Raw genomic sequence first — 14,084 nt, 5'->3', positions numbered from 1 at the left:
CGAGCTGCGCGGCGTCGTACGTCCCCGCCCGATCACAGGGCATGACCCGCCCGGGGGCCGTCGCGAGACGGCCCCCGGGTCCCAGCTAGCGAAGGATGTAAGAAGAGTGGACCAACGCAGGATCCGCATTGTGGCCGTGGGCGACGAGCTGCTGGCCGGGGTGGACGACCCTCGTGCCCTGGGCTGGTTCGGTCGTGTCATGGCACGCACCCCCCGTGACGTGGTCCCCGTGGACGCCTACAACCTCGCGGCACCCGGGGAGGGCAGCGAAACCCTCAACGAGCGCTGGTTCGACGAGGCCGTGCGTCGCTTCGACCCCGCGTGCGACAACCGCCTGGTGATCGCCCCGTCCGCCCTGGACATCGACCTCGGAATCACCTCGGCCCGCTCCCGGCTGAACATGGCCAACATTGTGGACCAGGCCACCCAGAACAACGTGAAGGTGCTCGTGGTGGGCCCTCCCCCCACGCTGGACCCGCAGCGCAACCGGAAGATCGCGGACCTCTCCGCCGCGTACGGGGACGTCACCACGCGGCGCAACCACGTGTACGTGGACACGTTCAACCCCCTGCAGCACCACGAGCAGTGGCGCAAGGACCTCGCCGCCAACCACGGCAACCCCGGTCAGGCCGGCTACGGGCTCATCGCGTGGCTCGTGCTGCACCGCGGCTGGTACAACTGGCTGCAGCTGCCCGAGCCCCGCTGAGCGGTGCCCGCCCGGGCCGGGGCGAGATCGGGGGCCCGGATGTGAGATACTGTCGGACGATGTTCCAGCCAATCACCACAGGAGGCACATCATGAGCAAGCGTGGACGTAAGCGCAAGGATCGTCGCAAGAACTCGGCCAACCGCGGCAAGCGGCCCAACTCCTGAAGTTCTGCGCACGAACCGCCGAACGCCCGCAACCACCACGGTTGCGGGCGTTCTTCATGTTCGGGGTCGGTGCCGGGCAGGCGGCCCGGGCTCACGCGGCGGGGCCGGCCTCCGGCGCCGGGGCCCGGAGGCGCGCATCGCGGCTGACCGGGTTCAGGCGGCAGGGTGCTCCCCGCACTGGGCGTCGATGCGGGCCAGGATGGAGCGCTTGAGCTGCTCGGGAGCGCTCTCGCAGCACGAGCGCTTCATGACCGAGCGGATCACGCACTCGAGGTTGTACTCGCGCTCGCACTCGGAGCAGCCCGTGAGGTGCGCGTGGATCTCCTCGAGGTCCTCGGTGGTCAGGGCGCCGTCCAGGTACTCGTAGATGCGCTGGATGCGCTCGTCGGTGCAGCCGTTGGGGCACGGTTTCTCAGTCATGACTCAGTCTCGATCCTTCGCCGGTGCTCTGCCCTTGGCCGACCTGCCGGCCTTGGACGTGTCGAATCCTCGTTCCTGGGCGTAGTCGCCCAGTTTCTCGCGCAGGAGCTTGCGGCCGCGGTGCAGCCGGGACATCACGGTGCCGATGGGCGTGTCCATGATCTCGGAGATCTCCTTGTACGCGAACCCCTCCACGTCCGAGAAGTAGACCGCCAGGCGGAACTCCTCGGGAAGCTCCTGCAGGGCCCGCTTGACGTCGGAGTCCGGCAGGTGGTCCAGGGCCTCGACCTCTGCGGAGCGCAGGCCGGTGGAGGTGTGGGACTCCGCCCGGTGCAGCTGCCAGTCCTCCACGGTGTCCGTGTTGGCCTGGCGCGGTTCGCGCTGCCGCTTGCGGTACAGGTTGATGTAGGTGTTCGTGAGGATCCGGTACAGCCAGGCCTTCAGGTTGGTGCCCGGCTTGTACTGGTGGAACGCGGAGAACGCCTTGGTGTACGCCTCCTGCACCAGGTCCTCGGCGTCGGAGGGGTTGCGCGCCATGCGCAGGGCCGCGGCGTAGAGCTGGTCCACGTACTGCATGGCGTCGCGCTCGAAGCGCTCCCGCCGCTGCTGCGTGGACTCCTCGCCGACCGGCACCTCCTCGGGGTGCTCCACCGCGTGGGAATCGTGAGTTCGCTGATCGTTCATCGTGTCCCAGTCTAGGGCGGGGGCCGTCATCGCGAGCCGTCACCTGCTTCCCATCCCCGTCGAGGCGCCGCCGCGGGGGTGCGGCGCGCGCGTACACCGAGGTAACACGCCGTCCTCGCACGGGTATTCCCGTGGGTGCCGCGACCCCCGGGCCGATAGGATGGCAGGCGTGCCTTCCCGGAGATGCCGGGACCGTAAGGAGGAGAACCATGAGCATTGTTCGTCGTCTCGCCCGCCCGCTGCTCGCCACCGGCTTCATCGCCGGAGGTGTGGACGCGTTCCGCAACTCGTCCGAGACCGCCCGGCAGCTGGATCCCGTGCTGAAGGCCGTCGAGAGCGCCGCCCCGCAGCTGCGCCCGCTGACCTCCAACCGCGCGGTCGTCGCGCAGGGTGTGGCCGCTGCCCAGGTGGCCGCCGCGTCCCTGCTGGCCGTGAGCAAGCTGCCCCGCCTGTCTTCGACCGTCCTGCTGGGCACCACCGCGCTCAACGGCTACGCCCAGTACCGCGCCGCGGACTCCAGCACCTCCGAGGGCAAGGCCACCCGCCGTGCCGGGCTGCTGAAGAACGTCTCCCTGCTGGGTGGCGTGATGATCGCGGCCGTGGACACGTCCGGCAACCCGTCTCTCGCGTGGCGCGCGAGCCACCTCGCGGACGACGTCCGCAAGAACGCCGCGAAGGTCGGCAAGGACACCCGCAAGAAGCTGTCCGAGGCCGAGAAGGCCGTGCAGAACGCCGTGTCCTTCTGAGCAGCGGCCACCTCGTGACGCGCAACGGCCTGTCGCACGCGCAGGACGACCTCTGGCCCGCCCCGTTCCGCCACGGCTCGCCCGTGAGCGGGACGGTGGCGGTGCCGGGGTCCAAGTCCCTGACCAACCGGTACCTGGTGCTCGCGGCGCTGGCATCCGAACCGTCCCTCGTGCGCAGGCCGTTGCACTCGCGTGACAGCGCACTCATGGTCGCAGCGCTGCAGACCCTCGGCGCTGCGGTCACATCGCTTCCGGACCCGGGCCCCTTCGGCCCGGACCTGCGCATCGACCCCGTCCGCCGCTCAGCCCCCGCCGCGGACCCGGTCCGCATCGACTGCGGGCTGGCGGGCACCGTCATGCGTTTCGTGCCCCCGCTCGCCGCCCTGCACACCGGGCAGGTTGACTTCGACGGCGACGACGCCGCCCGCGTGCGTCCCATGGGTCCCGTGCTCGACGGGCTGCGCCAGCTCGGCGTGCACGTGGTGGACCAGGGCCGTGCCGCGCTCCCGTTCCGCGTCCTGGGAACCGGGTCCGTGCCCGGCGGGACCGTGACGATCGACGCGAGCGGCTCCTCCCAGTTCGTCTCCGCACTGCTGCTGGCGGCGGTGCGCTTCGACTCCCCCCTCGTGCTGCGCCACGACGCCCCCGGCGGGGTGCCGTCCCTGCCGCACGTCGAGATGACCCTGCAGGTGCTGCGGGACGCCGGTGTGGACGCCCGGCGCGTGGACGAGCGTTCGTGGCGCGTGGTGCCCGGCGACGTGGCGGGGCTGGACGTCACCGTGGAACCCGATCTCTCCAACGCCGGGCCGTTCCTCGCCGCGGCCGTCGCGACCGGCGGCACCGTGAGCATTCCCGACTGGCCGCAGCCCACCACCCAGGGCGGGGACCACTGGCGGCACATCCTGCCGCGTTTCGACGCGGACGTGACGCTGCGCGAGGGCGTTTTCACCGTGACCGGGCCCCGCGAGCTGCGCGGCGTGGACCTCGACCTCTCCGAGGCGGGTGAGCTGGCCCCCACGGTGGCGGCGCTGTGCGCCCTGGCCAGCGGCCCCTCGCGGCTGCGCGGCATCGCCCACCTGCGCGGGCACGAGACGGACCGGCTCGCCGCGCTGAGCACCGAGCTCAACGGGCTCGGGGGCGCGGTCACGGAGACCCCGGACGGGCTGGCGATCGAGCCCACGGCCCTGCACGGCGGGGTGTTCCACACCTACCAGGACCACCGGATGGCCACCGCCGGTGCCATCCTGGGTCTGCGGGTGCGGGGCGTCCAGGTGGCGGACATCGCCACCACCGCCAAGACCCTGCCGGAGTTCCCACGCATGTGGACCGAGCTCGTGGGCTCGGAGGGCTGAGAGGATGGCCCGCAGGTCCTGGGACGAGTCCGACGTCCGTGTGCGCGCCAACAAGCGCGGTTCCCGCCCCCGCACCAAGCAGCGCCCCGCCCACGAGGACGCCGTGGTGGCGCGCGTAGTGGCTGTGGACCGCGGCCGGTACACGTGCGTGGTGGACGAGGACAGTTCCCACGCGGTGACCGTCTCGTGCGTGCGCGCGAAGGAGCTGCGGCGCAGGCCGATCGTCCCGGGTGACCTGGTGAGCGTGGTCGGGGACGTCTCCGGCGCCCCGGACACCCTGGCCCGCATCGTGCGCATCGAACCCCGCACCACCGTGCTGCGGCGCAGCGCCGACGACACCGATCCCGTGGAGCGCGTGATCGTGGCGAACGCAGACCGGCTCGTGCTGGTCCTGGCCGCCGCCTCCCCCACGCCGCGCACGGGCTTCGTGGACCGCGGGCTCGCGGCCGCGTGGGACGCCGGCATCACCCCGGTGGTGTGCATGACCAAGGCAGACCTCGCGGACCCCGCCGGGTTCCTGGAGTACCTCCACGACCTCGACGTGACCACCGTGACCACCGAACGCGCCACGGACCGGGGCCAGCGCCCCGGGGCCGGGCTGCACGAGGAGTCGCTGGCCGTCTCGGAGGAGTCGCTCACCCGGCTGCGGGAGCTGCTGGACGGGCACGTCAGCGTGTTCCTGGGGCCCTCGGGCGTGGGCAAGTCCACCCTGGTCAACGCCCTGACCGGGGCGCAGCGGGCCACGGGCGGCGTCAACGACGTCACCGGGCGGGGCCGCCACACGTCCTCCTCCGCACGGGCCTTGACCGTCCCCGGCACGAGCCCGGGCACGTGGGTGGTGGACACGCCCGGGATCCGCTCGCTCGGACTGGCCCACGTGTCCGAGGAGAACCTGCTCGACGCGTTCACGGACCTGGTGCCCGCCACCGCGGACTGCCCGCGCGGGTGCCGCCACACCGCGGACTCCCCCGGCTGCGCCCTGGACGCCTGGGTGCACCGCCCCGGTGCGTCCCCGGCCGCCCCGGAACGGCTCGACTCGCTGCGCAGGCTGCTGGCGGCGTCGCGCGGGGAGACCCAGCAGGGTGACCGCGAGAAGCAGCTCGGACAGGCGATACCGTAGAGCCATGCGCGCACCCAGCAACCACACGGACGACCTCCGCCTGGCCCACATCCTCGCGGACTCCGTGGACGGCCTGACCATGAAGCGGTTCAAGTCCCAGGACCTCACGGTGGAGACCAAGCCGGACCTCACCCCCGTCACGGACGCGGACCGCGAGGCCGAGCAGGTGATCCGCTCCCAGCTCGGGCGGGTGCGCAACCGGGACGCCGTGATCGGCGAGGAGTTCGGCACCACGGGATCGGGCGGCCGCCAGTGGGTGGTTGACCCCATCGACGGCACCAAGAACTACGTGCGCGGTGTCCCCGTGTGGGCCACGCTGATCGGCCTGGTGGAGGACGGCGAGGTAGTGCTGGGCGTGGTGTCCGCACCGGCCCTGAACCGCCGCTGGTGGGCCGCCACGGGCTCGGGGGCCTTCACCGGCCGCTCGCTGTCCCAGGCGCAGCGGATCTCGGTGTCCTCGGTGAGCACGCTCGAGGACGCCTCCCTCTCCTACTCGTCCCTGTCCGGGTGGCGCGAGCTGGGCATCCGGGACCGCTTCGTGGACCTCACAGACCGCGTGTGGCGCACACGCGCGTACGGGGACTTCTGGTCCTACTGCCTCGTGGCCGAGGGCGCGGTGGACCTCGCGTGCGAACCCGAGCTCAACCTCTACGACATGGCGGCCCTGGTGCCCATCGTCACCGAGGCAGGGGGGCGGTTCACGTCCCTGGCGGGCCAGGACGGCCCGTTCGGCGGCAACGCCCTGGCCAGCAACGGGGCCCTGCACGACGCCGCCCTGGACGCCCTGGGCACGCGCGAGGCGTAGACCCCCCAACGGCACGAGGCCCGGTTCCCCTGGCGGGAACCGGGCCTCGTGCCGCGGTGACGCCGCCGGTGGTGCGCAACGGCCCGTGCGGGCCGTCCGGGAGCCCGCGGGGCGGGCTCGCGCGTCACGGCGCGGTGGTGGACAGGCCCATCTTCTCGTTGAGGCACTGCTCCATGGCGGTCTGGTCCGACTGGTCCGCGTACTGCGCGCAGTCCCCGGCCGTGGAGAACAGCCACACCGTAGCGACGGCCACGACGGCCCCGCCAATCAGCGCGAGGGCCGAGAGCACGAGCCCCACGACGCCCAGCGTCATGGACCCGCGGCCGGCCTTGCGCACCTTGACCACGGCCACGATGCCGAGGATCAGCCCCACGAGCCCGAGCAACCCGCCGAGGCCCAGGAACCAGAAGGTCAGGATGCCTACGGCACCGAGCACGAGCGAGGCGATGCCCAACCCCTTGCCCGGCTCGGGCCCCATGTTCTGCCCGTACGGGGACGGGGAGTTGTAGGCCTGGTGGCCGGAGCCGTCCTGGTAGTAGGTGGGGTACCCGGCGGCGTCACGCCCGCTGGTCCCGTACTGGCCGGCGCCGTTCTGAGCACCGTGACCCTGGGTGCCGTAGCCCTGCTGGTCGCCGTAGCCCTGTGAGCCGTAGCCCGGGGCGTTGTGGCCCTGCACGCCGTAGCCCTGGGTTCCGCCGTCCTGAGCGCCGTAGCCCTGGTTGCCGTACCCCTGGGTTCCGTGGCCCTGCGTGCCGTAGCCCTGACCGGAGCGGTCGTGGCCGCCCTGGGCACCGGAGTCGTGGCGGGCGGAGGCGTCGCTGTACCGGGCGTCGCCGCCCGCGTGCGGAGCGGACGCGGCCGACTCGCCCTGCGAGTACTGGCCGTACTCGGGCTGCTGCCCACCGGTGGGCTGCTGGTTCTCGGCGTACTGGCCGTACTGCGGCTGCTCGTGGCGGGAGGCCGACGAGGAGCCCGAGTTCTCGTGAGGACGTTCGCTCATGGGGGCGCCTTCCTTTCGGTCGTGGTGCAGGCGTTTCGGACTCAGTCTTCCACACGTGCCCGGGCGGTCCCGGGGAACCGGACCCGGCGGCGTTCGTGAGCCGCAACGAGAAAACGCCCCGGACCGCTGGGGTCCGAGGCGTTTCATGGATGTCGTTGGACATCCAGGGTGGAGATGGGGGGAATTGAACCCCCGTCCGATGCAGCTTTGTCAGGGCTTCTCCGGGTGCAGTGTGCTGTCAGGTTTCTCAGTCCCGGCCATCTCGCACACGAGTGGCCGCCGGACTCAGTCACGTGAAAGTCCCCTGGACGTCCGTGACGTACGTCCAGAGCAGTGACCTTCTAGCTGATGTCAGATCCCAGGTCGAAGGTGAACCTGGGCTGACAGACTGCTCAGGCTACTTACGCAGCGAGAGCGAAGTCAGTGCGCTTGGATTTGGCACTTGTATTTTTACAGAGAGCGTTTACGAGATAACTCTGCATCCTCGACCCGCTTCCCCTGTCTCAACTCACATCGTCGAAACCGATCATCCCCGTATTCATTTTTCAATGAGCACCACGCCACCGGGCGGGAAACCGCACCGTGTCGTGGATATACAAGAATACGTCCGCTCGTGCGCGCGCGTCAACAGCCCGCGGCGGCCACAACGACGCTGCGCCGGCCGGGCCCCGACGCTGGTCCAGGTGCGGTGTGGCCCGGTCCACGGGTCAAAGCGCAGCGAGCACCCGTGGACCGTCCCTTGCCCTCCTACTCCCGGTCCCCTACGGTGGGGCCATGTCCCGATGAGTCCCGCCCGAATCCCCGCACCCGAGGCCGCTGCCCGGCGGGGACCGCGACCATCCCAGGACTCTCGTGACCTCACACCACACCCCCGCGTCCGCCTCCGCGCGCGGAGCCGCATCCCCGGGCACGCCCGGTGCCACGGGCACCCACGTGAGTGTGGACGGCGTCTCCGCCTCCTTCGGCACGCGTCGCGTGCTCACGGACATCACGTTCACCGTGACTGCGGGCCGTCCCACCGGTCTGATCGGCGAGAACGGCTCCGGCAAGAGCACCCTGTTGCGCATCATGGCGGGTCTGCACCCGCCCGACGCGGGCACGGTGCGGTCCCTGGCCGCCCATGGGGCACCCGCCCGCGTGGCCCTGCTGCACCAGCAACCCCCGTTCGCGCCCGGGGACACCGTGGCCGAGGCCGTGGACGCTGCGGTGCGGCACGTGCGCGAGGCGTCCAGCGCCGTCGACGACGCCGCCCGCGCCCTGGCCGCCGCCCCGCACGACGAACGCGTGAGCGAGCGCTACGCCGCGGCACTTGAGACCGCGGAGCGCACCGGTGCGTGGGACGTTGACTCCACGATCGGTGCCACGCTGGACGGACTCGGCCTGGGCGGCGTCGACCGCGACCGGCGCGCCGGGGAGCTGTCCGGCGGGCAGCGCGCCCGGCTGTCCCTCGCGTGGACCCTGCTCCGCGCCCCGGACGTGCTGCTGCTGGACGAGCCCACCAACCACCTGGACGACTCCGCCATCGACTTCCTCTCCGCCACGCTGCGCTCCTGGCCCGGCCCGGTGCTGCTCGCGAGCCACGACCGCGCGTTCCTGGACGCCACGGTCGGCTCGCTCGTGGACCTGGATCCGGCCCCGCGCGCGCACGCGGCCACCGCGGACCTCGTGGGTGATGGGACGGGTACGGGAATCGGCGTGACCCGCTTCAGCGGGACCTACTCGCAGTACGTCCTGGCGCGGCTGGAGGAGCGCGAGCGGTGGGAGCGCACCTACCGGGACGAGCAGGCGCAGCTGAAGAAGCTGCGGGCCGCGGTCAGGGAGCAGCAGAGCGTGGGCCACGCGAACTGGAGCCCGCGCTCCGAGACACGGATGGCCAAGAAGTTCTACGCGGACCGCAATGCCACCGCGGTCTCGCGCCGGGTCAACGACGCCCGCACGCGCCTGGCCACGCTCAAGGAGGAGCAGGTGCGCAGACCCCCGCAGGAGCTGTTCTTCCGGGGTCTCACCGCCGCCGCACGGGGCTCGGGGCGGGAGCTCGCGCGCACCGGGCCGGTGCTGAGCGCGTCGCACGCCGCGGTGGCGGGGCGGCTGGCCCCGGTGGACCTGACGATCGGGGCGGGCGAGAAGTGGCTGCTCACCGGGGCGAACGGCGCGGGCAAGTCCACGCTGCTGGGGCTGCTCGCGGGGGTCTGCGAGCCGACCGACGGCGCCGTGCACCGCGCGCCCGGGGTGCACGTGAGGCTGCTCGGTCAGGAGGACTCCGTGGCCCATGCGGCCCCGGAGCGCACCGCATCCCGTGTCTACCGGGACCTCGTGGGCGCGGAGCTCGCCGAGACCGTCCCGCTGGCCACGTTCGGGCTGCTCGCGGGGCGGGACGAGAACCGGCCGGTGGGCGAGCTCAGCGTGGGGCAGCGGCGTCGGCTGGCCCTGGCGGCCCTGCTCGCGGACCCGCCGCACGTGCTGCTGCTGGACGAGCCCACCAACCACGTGTCCCTCGTGCTGGCCACGCAACTGGAGGCGGCCGTGCCCGAGTACCCGGGGACCGTCGTCGTCGCCTCGCACGACCGCTGGCTGCGCCGGACCTGGAACGGCCGACACCTCCGCCTGGAGGCGCCCGCCGCGTGAGACGCTCGGGGCTCAGCCGCGCATGTTGCGGTAGCGCATGGCGCGCTGGGCCTCGCGGTTGTCCTGCTTCTCGCGCAGGGTCTGGCGCTTGTCGTACTCGCGCTTGCCGCGCGCCACGGCGATCTCCACCTTCACGCGCTTGCCGTCCACGAAGTACAGGGACAGCGGGATGATGGTGTAGCCGGCCTCGCGCGTCTTGCCCGCGATCTTGTCCAGCTCCGCGCGGTGCAGCAGCAGCTTGCGGCGGCGCCGGGCCGAGTGGTTCGTCCACGAGCCCTGCAGGTACTCCGGGATGTGCGCGTGCTCGAGCCACAGCTCACCGCGGTTGTCGAACTGGCAGAACGCATCCACCAGGGACGCCCTGCCCATGCGCAGCGACTTCACCTCGGTGCCCATGAGCGCCAGCCCGGCCTCGTAGGTGTCGAGGATGGCGTAGTCGTGCCGCGCCTTCTTGTTGTTGGCCACGATCTGGCGGCCGTCGTCAGCGTTCTTCTTGGCCATCGGCCCGTTCTTCCCTCACTGCTGCCCCGCTCTCCCGGCGCCCCCGTGGGTGGGCCGGGCGGTGCGGTGCAGACTCAGTTCTCGTTGTCGCGGCGCGCCCCGGCGCGCCAGCGGATGCCCTCGTCGATGAAGGAGTCGATCCCGCCGTCGAACACGGAGCTGGGATTGCCCTCCTCGTAGTTGGTGCGCAGGTCCTTGACCATCTGGTACGGGTTCAGCACGTAGGAGCGCATCTGGTCCCCCCACGAGGCCTTGACGTCCCCCGCCATCTCCTTCTTCTTGGCGTCCGCCTCCTCCTGGCGGAGCAGCAGCAGCCGGGACTGCAGCACGCGCAGCGCGGCCGCGCGGTTCTGGATCTGGGACTTCTCGTTCTGCATGGACACCACGATGCCCGTGGGGATGTGGGTCATGCGCACGGCGGAGTCCGTGGTGTTCACGGACTGCCCACCGGGACCGGACGAGCGGAACACGTCCACCTTCAGCTCGGTCTCGGGGATCTCCACGGTGTCGTCCGACTCGATGAGCGGGATGACCTCCACTGCGGCGAACGAGGTCTGGCGGCGGCCCTGGTTGTCGAACGGGGAGATCCGCACGAGGCGGTGGGTGCCCGCCTCCACGGACAGCGTGCCGAACGCGTACGGGGCCTTGACCTCGAACGTGGCGGACTTCAGCCCGGCCTCCTCCGCGTAGGAGGTGTCCAGCACCTTGGTGGGGTAACCGTGGCGCTCGGCCCAGCGCAGGTACATGCGCATGAGGATCTCCGCGAAGTCCGCCGCGTCCACACCGCCGGCACCGGAGCGGATGGTCACCACGGCCTCGCGCTCGTCGTACTCGCCCGCCAGCAGGGTCTGGATCTCCAGCTCGGACAGCGCCTTCTGGATGGAGGTGAGCTCGGTGGCCGAGGCGTCCCGGGTCTCCTGGTCGTCCTCGTCCTCGGCGAGCTCCACCATGACCTCGAGGTCGTCGATGCGGCTCTCGATCTTGCGCAGCCGGTCCACCTTGGACTGCTTGTGGGACAGCTGCGAGGTGACCTTCTGGGCCTCGTCCGGGTTGTCCCACAGGTCCGGCGCGGCCGCCTGCTGCTCGAGCTCCGTGATCTCCTTCAGCAGCATCTCGGCGTCGCTGACCGCGGCCACCGAGTCGTAGGTGGCACGGAGGGCACGGATTTCTGCAGCGTAGTCAATGGTGGCCATAGCAGACCACTTTACGTCATGGCCCGCGCGCCCCGTGAGTCGGTAGGCTCGGGAGCGATCCCGCCTGGTAAGGAGACTGAGGATGCAACGACCCACCGTGCTCGCACTGGTTCTCGCGGGAGGGAAGGGATCACGCCTGGGCGCCCTGACCGACCACACCGCCAAGCCTGCCCTGCCCGTGGGCGGCACCTACCGGCTGATCGACATCTCGCTGTCCAACCTGGTGCACTCGCACATCACGGACGTGTGGCTGGTGCAGCAGTACCTGCCCCACGACCTCAACTTCTACATGGCCGGAGGCCGCCCCTGGGACCTGGACCGCTCCCACGGCGGACTGCACGTGCTGCCGCCCTACCAGGGCGCGGACGGCGAGGGCTTCGCCTCCGGCAACTCGGACTCGATCTTCCGCCAGGCCGGACTGATCCGGGAGGCGGACCCGGACCTGGTGCTCGTGCTCTCGGCGGACCACCTCTACACGGTGGACTTCCGGGACGTGGTGGACACCCACCTCTCCCAGCACGCGAACCTGACCATGGTGACCACCCGGGTCCACGAAGACGCCTCCCGCTACAGCGTGGTGCAGGTCGACAGTTCCGGGCACGTCACCGACTTCAGCTACAAGCCGGAGGAGCCGTCCGGTGACCTGGTGGCCGGGGAGATGTTCCTCTTCACCACGGACGTGCTGCTCGGCGCCCTGGAAACCCTCCAAGAGCAGCTCGGCCAGCTGGGCGACTACGGCGAGGACCTCATCCCCCACGTCCTGGAGCACCACACGGTGGTCGAGCACCGCCACCCCGGGTACTGGATGGACCTGGGCACGGTGCAGTCCTACTGGACCGCGCAGCTGCAGCTGCTCGACGGGGACGGCGCCACCCTGGACGATCCCGCGTGGCCCATCTGGAGCGGCCAGGTTCCCCTGCCGCCCGCGTTCATCGCGGACGACGCCGCCGTCACCCGCTCGCTCGTGGCCCCGGGCTCGCACGTGGCCGGGACCGTGGAGCACTGCGTGGTCGGCGAGAACGTGACCATCGAGGCCGGCGCGGTGGTGCGCAACTGCGTGCTGCTCGACGGCGTGCACGTGGGCCCCGGGGTGGAGCTGCTCAACGTGGTCGCGGACTCCGGTGCCCACATCACGGGTGGTTCGCGCCGCGGCAGCTCCGGGCACGTGACCGTGGTCGACCGCTCCGGAACCGTGGCGGACCGCGAACCGTTCGACACCTCCGCGACCCTCCCCCGGGACGCGGACACGTACTGACCGCCGCACTGAGAGGACCCATCCCCGATGCTCCGTTCCCGCCAGACCCTGGGACCCGCACTGCGCCGCGAGCTGTGGCGCACCGTCCGACACCAGGGCGCCCGCCGCGCGCTGCGCATCCTGCCGCTCCTGCCGCCCCTGCGGTGGGCCGACCGGACGCTGCGCGCGCTGCGGCTCGTGCGTCGGCACTGATCCCACCCTGCCCCCTCCCCCGGGGTCGTCCCGGCCTAACCTCGGGACGTCGCCGCAACGACAACGGCCGGAGCGACGTCGTCAGGGACGACGTCGCTCCGGCCGTGAGCTGCGGTCAGCAGGGGATCAGGCGAGGTAGCGCCCTGCCCCCTGGGTGGGGACCAGACCCGCCAGCGCGTAGCGGCCGGGGCCGGTCAGCGCCAGGGCCAGCGCCGCGGCGGCAAGCACCAGGACGTACTCGACACCCCGTCCGCCGCGAAGAACCCGGCGGAGGCGTGCACGAGCACCAGCGCACCGACCATGTCCAGCGCCAGCAGCACGCCCGCGATCCGGATGAGAACCCCCAGGACGAGCGCGAGCCCGCCCAGCGGCTCCACCGCCGCGGCGAGCACGGCCGAGACCGCGGGCGCGGGCACACCCATGCCCTCGAAGCCCTCGGCGGTGCCGGCCATGCCCCACTCGGCGACCTTCTGCCAGCCGTGCAGCACGAAGGTGACGCCCAGCACCACCCGCAGGAGCAGCAGACCCCACGAGGCGGCGGGGGTGGGGCGCACGTGCCGGGACGCGCGCCAGCGGCGGGCTGCGCCGGCGCATCGACGCCCGGGGCGGCAGAGCGGTCGAGGACGGGGCGGTCAGTGGTCATGGCAGTTTTACTTGTCGTGGAAACTCAATTACCGATGACACGTCAACTTCTGAATGCGCCGCCCCGGACTGTGGGGCATCTCTCCCCCGCAGCTGCGGGCCGTCAGCGCTCCGGGCGGACTTCCAGGGCCGGCCCGGGTCCCCGGCGCGCTCAGCGCCGCATGACGGCGCGCGCATCCCCCGTGGCCGAGATGGGGACCCCGGCCGGGACGATCACGTTGACCACCGGCGGGTGGACCATGGCGGTGAGGGTGACCCGCGCGGTGGTGCCGTCCGTGGAGCCCGTGGGCGCACCGACCGCCAGGCTGCTGACGTCCTGGAACGCCCCCACGGTGCCGAGGTAGCTGGCCGCGGCCCCGGCCACGGCGTCGTTCGTGAGCACGGGCGTGGGCGGCCCGCCGCCCGAGCGGTCCACGTTGGTGAAGGTGTCCGCCGCCGCACCCGCGGCGCGGTCCGCCAACGACTGCAGCTGGCGTTCGCCCACGTACACGCTCGTGATCGCCAGGACCGTGACCACCAGCAGCAGGCTCACGAGCGCAAAACCGATCAGCACCACGGTGGTCTGCCCCGCGTCCGGGTCCTCGGGGTCCGCACTCCGGGCCCGGGTGCCCGGAGCGACCGCCCGCACACGGACCAGTGGGAGGGCCGGGCAGCGATCTCCCGCACGACGACGCCCT

16 protein-coding genes and 1 other RNA gene are annotated in these 14,084 nt (G+C 71.7%); 9 read left to right on the top strand and 8 right to left on the bottom strand.

What is annotated here, in order from left to right; translation table 11 throughout:
- The first annotated feature begins 106 nt into the window (after positions 1 to 106).
- Positions 107 to 706 (top strand): GDSL-type esterase/lipase family protein, encoded by a 600-nt coding sequence (locus tag DNL27_RS05165; RefSeq protein ID WP_058956268.1) that lies wholly within the window; start codon positions 107 to 109, stop codon positions 704 to 706.
- 91 nt (positions 707 to 797) lie between these two features.
- Positions 798 to 872 carry a 50S ribosomal protein bL37 gene (locus tag DNL27_RS12620; RefSeq protein ID WP_098054049.1) on the top strand — a complete coding sequence of 25 codons (75 nt, stop codon included), beginning with the start codon at positions 798 to 800 and terminating at the stop codon, positions 870 to 872.
- Between the two features lie 153 nt (positions 873 to 1,025).
- On the opposite strand, the gene rsrA is transcribed toward DNL27_RS12620, so the two are convergent.
- Together rsrA and DNL27_RS05155 are read right to left on the bottom strand one after the other, a co-directional pair.
- Positions 1,026 to 1,292 carry a mycothiol system anti-sigma-R factor gene (gene rsrA / locus DNL27_RS05160; RefSeq protein ID WP_012398011.1) on the bottom strand — a complete coding sequence of 89 codons (267 nt, stop codon included), beginning with the start codon at positions 1,290 to 1,292 and terminating at the stop codon, positions 1,026 to 1,028.
- Between the two features lie 3 nt (positions 1,293 to 1,295).
- Complete coding sequence (locus DNL27_RS05155; RefSeq protein ID WP_012398010.1) at positions 1,296 to 1,976, bottom strand: sigma-70 family RNA polymerase sigma factor; 681 nt, start codon at positions 1,974 to 1,976, stop codon at positions 1,296 to 1,298.
- Positions 1,977 to 2,185: 209 nt separating this feature from the next.
- Between DNL27_RS05155 and DNL27_RS05150 the strand changes: the two genes are divergently transcribed.
- The 4 genes from DNL27_RS05150 to hisN are packed head-to-tail and all read left to right on the top strand — an operon-like array spanning position 2,186 to position 5,999.
- Entirely contained in the window at positions 2,186 to 2,722 is a 537-nt protein-coding gene (locus DNL27_RS05150; protein WP_012398009.1) for a DoxX family membrane protein, read from the top strand.
- Between the two features lie 14 nt (positions 2,723 to 2,736).
- Positions 2,737 to 4,074, top strand: coding sequence for a 3-phosphoshikimate 1-carboxyvinyltransferase (aroA, locus tag DNL27_RS05145; RefSeq protein ID WP_112234899.1), 1,338 nt, complete (start codon positions 2,737 to 2,739; stop codon positions 4,072 to 4,074).
- Positions 4,075 to 4,078: 4 nt separating this feature from the next.
- A complete protein-coding gene (rsgA, locus tag DNL27_RS05140; RefSeq protein WP_058956266.1) occupies positions 4,079 to 5,194 on the top strand; it encodes a ribosome small subunit-dependent GTPase A in 1,116 nt (371 codons plus the stop codon).
- Between the two features lie 4 nt (positions 5,195 to 5,198).
- On the top strand, positions 5,199 to 5,999 hold the full coding sequence (gene hisN, locus DNL27_RS05135; RefSeq protein WP_012398006.1) for a histidinol-phosphatase: 801 nt from the start codon (positions 5,199 to 5,201) through the stop codon (positions 5,997 to 5,999).
- A 124-nt stretch (positions 6,000 to 6,123) separates the two neighbouring features.
- Here hisN and DNL27_RS05130 read toward each other — a convergent pair whose 3' ends face one another.
- Both DNL27_RS05130 and ssrA read right to left on the bottom strand, forming a co-directional pair.
- Positions 6,124 to 6,999: a hypothetical protein gene (locus DNL27_RS05130; protein ID WP_012398005.1), complete on the bottom strand. Its 876-nt coding sequence runs from the start codon at positions 6,997 to 6,999 to the stop codon at positions 6,124 to 6,126.
- Positions 7,000 to 7,165: 166 nt separating this feature from the next.
- Positions 7,166 to 7,533: a transfer-messenger RNA gene (gene ssrA, locus DNL27_RS05125) on the bottom strand.
- 318 nt (positions 7,534 to 7,851) lie between these two features.
- Here ssrA and DNL27_RS05120 point away from each other — a divergent pair.
- Positions 7,852 to 9,624 (top strand): ABC-F family ATP-binding cassette domain-containing protein, encoded by a 1,773-nt coding sequence (locus DNL27_RS05120; protein ID WP_204360334.1) that lies wholly within the window; start codon positions 7,852 to 7,854, stop codon positions 9,622 to 9,624.
- Positions 9,625 to 9,636: 12 nt separating this feature from the next.
- Here DNL27_RS05120 and smpB read toward each other — a convergent pair whose 3' ends face one another.
- Positions 9,637 to 10,125: an SsrA-binding protein SmpB gene (gene smpB, locus DNL27_RS05115; protein ID WP_012398003.1), complete on the bottom strand. Its 489-nt coding sequence runs from the start codon at positions 10,123 to 10,125 to the stop codon at positions 9,637 to 9,639.
- Positions 10,126 to 10,199: 74 nt separating this feature from the next.
- Positions 10,200 to 11,318: a peptide chain release factor 2 gene (gene prfB / locus DNL27_RS05110; RefSeq protein WP_012398002.1), complete on the bottom strand. Its 1,119-nt coding sequence runs from the start codon at positions 11,316 to 11,318 to the stop codon at positions 10,200 to 10,202.
- Between the two features lie 82 nt (positions 11,319 to 11,400).
- Here prfB and DNL27_RS05105 point away from each other — a divergent pair, with 82 nt between their 5' ends.
- Positions 11,401 to 12,573 (top strand): glucose-1-phosphate adenylyltransferase family protein, encoded by a 1,173-nt coding sequence (locus DNL27_RS05105; protein WP_112234898.1) that lies wholly within the window; start codon positions 11,401 to 11,403, stop codon positions 12,571 to 12,573.
- A 27-nt stretch (positions 12,574 to 12,600) separates the two neighbouring features.
- Positions 12,601 to 12,765: a hypothetical protein gene (locus tag DNL27_RS12250; RefSeq protein ID WP_204360333.1), complete on the top strand. Its 165-nt coding sequence runs from the start codon at positions 12,601 to 12,603 to the stop codon at positions 12,763 to 12,765.
- Positions 12,766 to 12,959: 194 nt separating this feature from the next.
- On the opposite strand, the gene DNL27_RS05100 is transcribed toward DNL27_RS12250, so the two are convergent.
- Both DNL27_RS05100 and DNL27_RS05095 read right to left on the bottom strand, forming a co-directional pair.
- The gene (locus DNL27_RS05100) at positions 12,960 to 13,319 is read right to left on the bottom strand and encodes a DoxX family protein (RefSeq protein ID WP_370447108.1); all 360 of its coding nucleotides are present in this window, start codon (positions 13,317 to 13,319) and stop codon (positions 12,960 to 12,962) included.
- A 239-nt stretch (positions 13,320 to 13,558) separates the two neighbouring features.
- Positions 13,559 to 14,035 (bottom strand): pilus assembly protein TadG-related protein, encoded by a 477-nt coding sequence (locus DNL27_RS05095; RefSeq protein WP_112234897.1) that lies wholly within the window; start codon positions 14,033 to 14,035, stop codon positions 13,559 to 13,561.
- Positions 14,036 to 14,084 lie beyond the last annotated feature (49 nt).

The organism is Kocuria sp. BT304 (genome assembly GCF_003290245.1).
Lineage (GTDB): Bacteria > Actinomycetota > Actinomycetes > Actinomycetales > Micrococcaceae > Kocuria > Kocuria rhizophila_A.
Note: the sequence above shows the minus strand (reverse complement) of the source record. Positions and strands in the feature narration are given on the sequence as shown.

What these genes read in the sequence shown, in the direction of transcription:
- DNL27_RS05130 (WP_012398005.1), bottom strand. Translation starts at nt 6,999, where the DNA reads ATGAGCGAACGTCCTCACGAGAACTCGGGCTCCTCGTCGGCCTCCCGC.
- DNL27_RS05105 (WP_112234898.1), top strand. Translation starts at nt 11,401, where the DNA reads ATGCAACGACCCACCGTGCTCGCACTGGTTCTCGCGGGAGGGAAGGGA.
- DNL27_RS05155 (WP_012398010.1), bottom strand. Translation starts at nt 1,976, where the DNA reads ATGAACGATCAGCGAACTCACGATTCCCACGCGGTGGAGCACCCCGAG.
- prfB (WP_012398002.1), bottom strand. Translation starts at nt 11,318, where the DNA reads ATGGCCACCATTGACTACGCTGCAGAAATCCGTGCCCTCCGTGCCACC.
- smpB (WP_012398003.1), bottom strand. Translation starts at nt 10,125, where the DNA reads ATGGCCAAGAAGAACGCTGACGACGGCCGCCAGATCGTGGCCAACAAC.
- DNL27_RS12250 (WP_204360333.1), top strand. Translation starts at nt 12,601, where the DNA reads ATGCTCCGTTCCCGCCAGACCCTGGGACCCGCACTGCGCCGCGAGCTG.
- rsrA (WP_012398011.1), bottom strand. Translation starts at nt 1,292, where the DNA reads ATGACTGAGAAACCGTGCCCCAACGGCTGCACCGACGAGCGCATCCAG.
- DNL27_RS05150 (WP_012398009.1), top strand. Translation starts at nt 2,186, where the DNA reads ATGAGCATTGTTCGTCGTCTCGCCCGCCCGCTGCTCGCCACCGGCTTC.
- rsgA (WP_058956266.1), top strand. Translation starts at nt 4,079, where the DNA reads ATGGCCCGCAGGTCCTGGGACGAGTCCGACGTCCGTGTGCGCGCCAAC.
- hisN (WP_012398006.1), top strand. Translation starts at nt 5,199, where the DNA reads ATGCGCGCACCCAGCAACCACACGGACGACCTCCGCCTGGCCCACATC.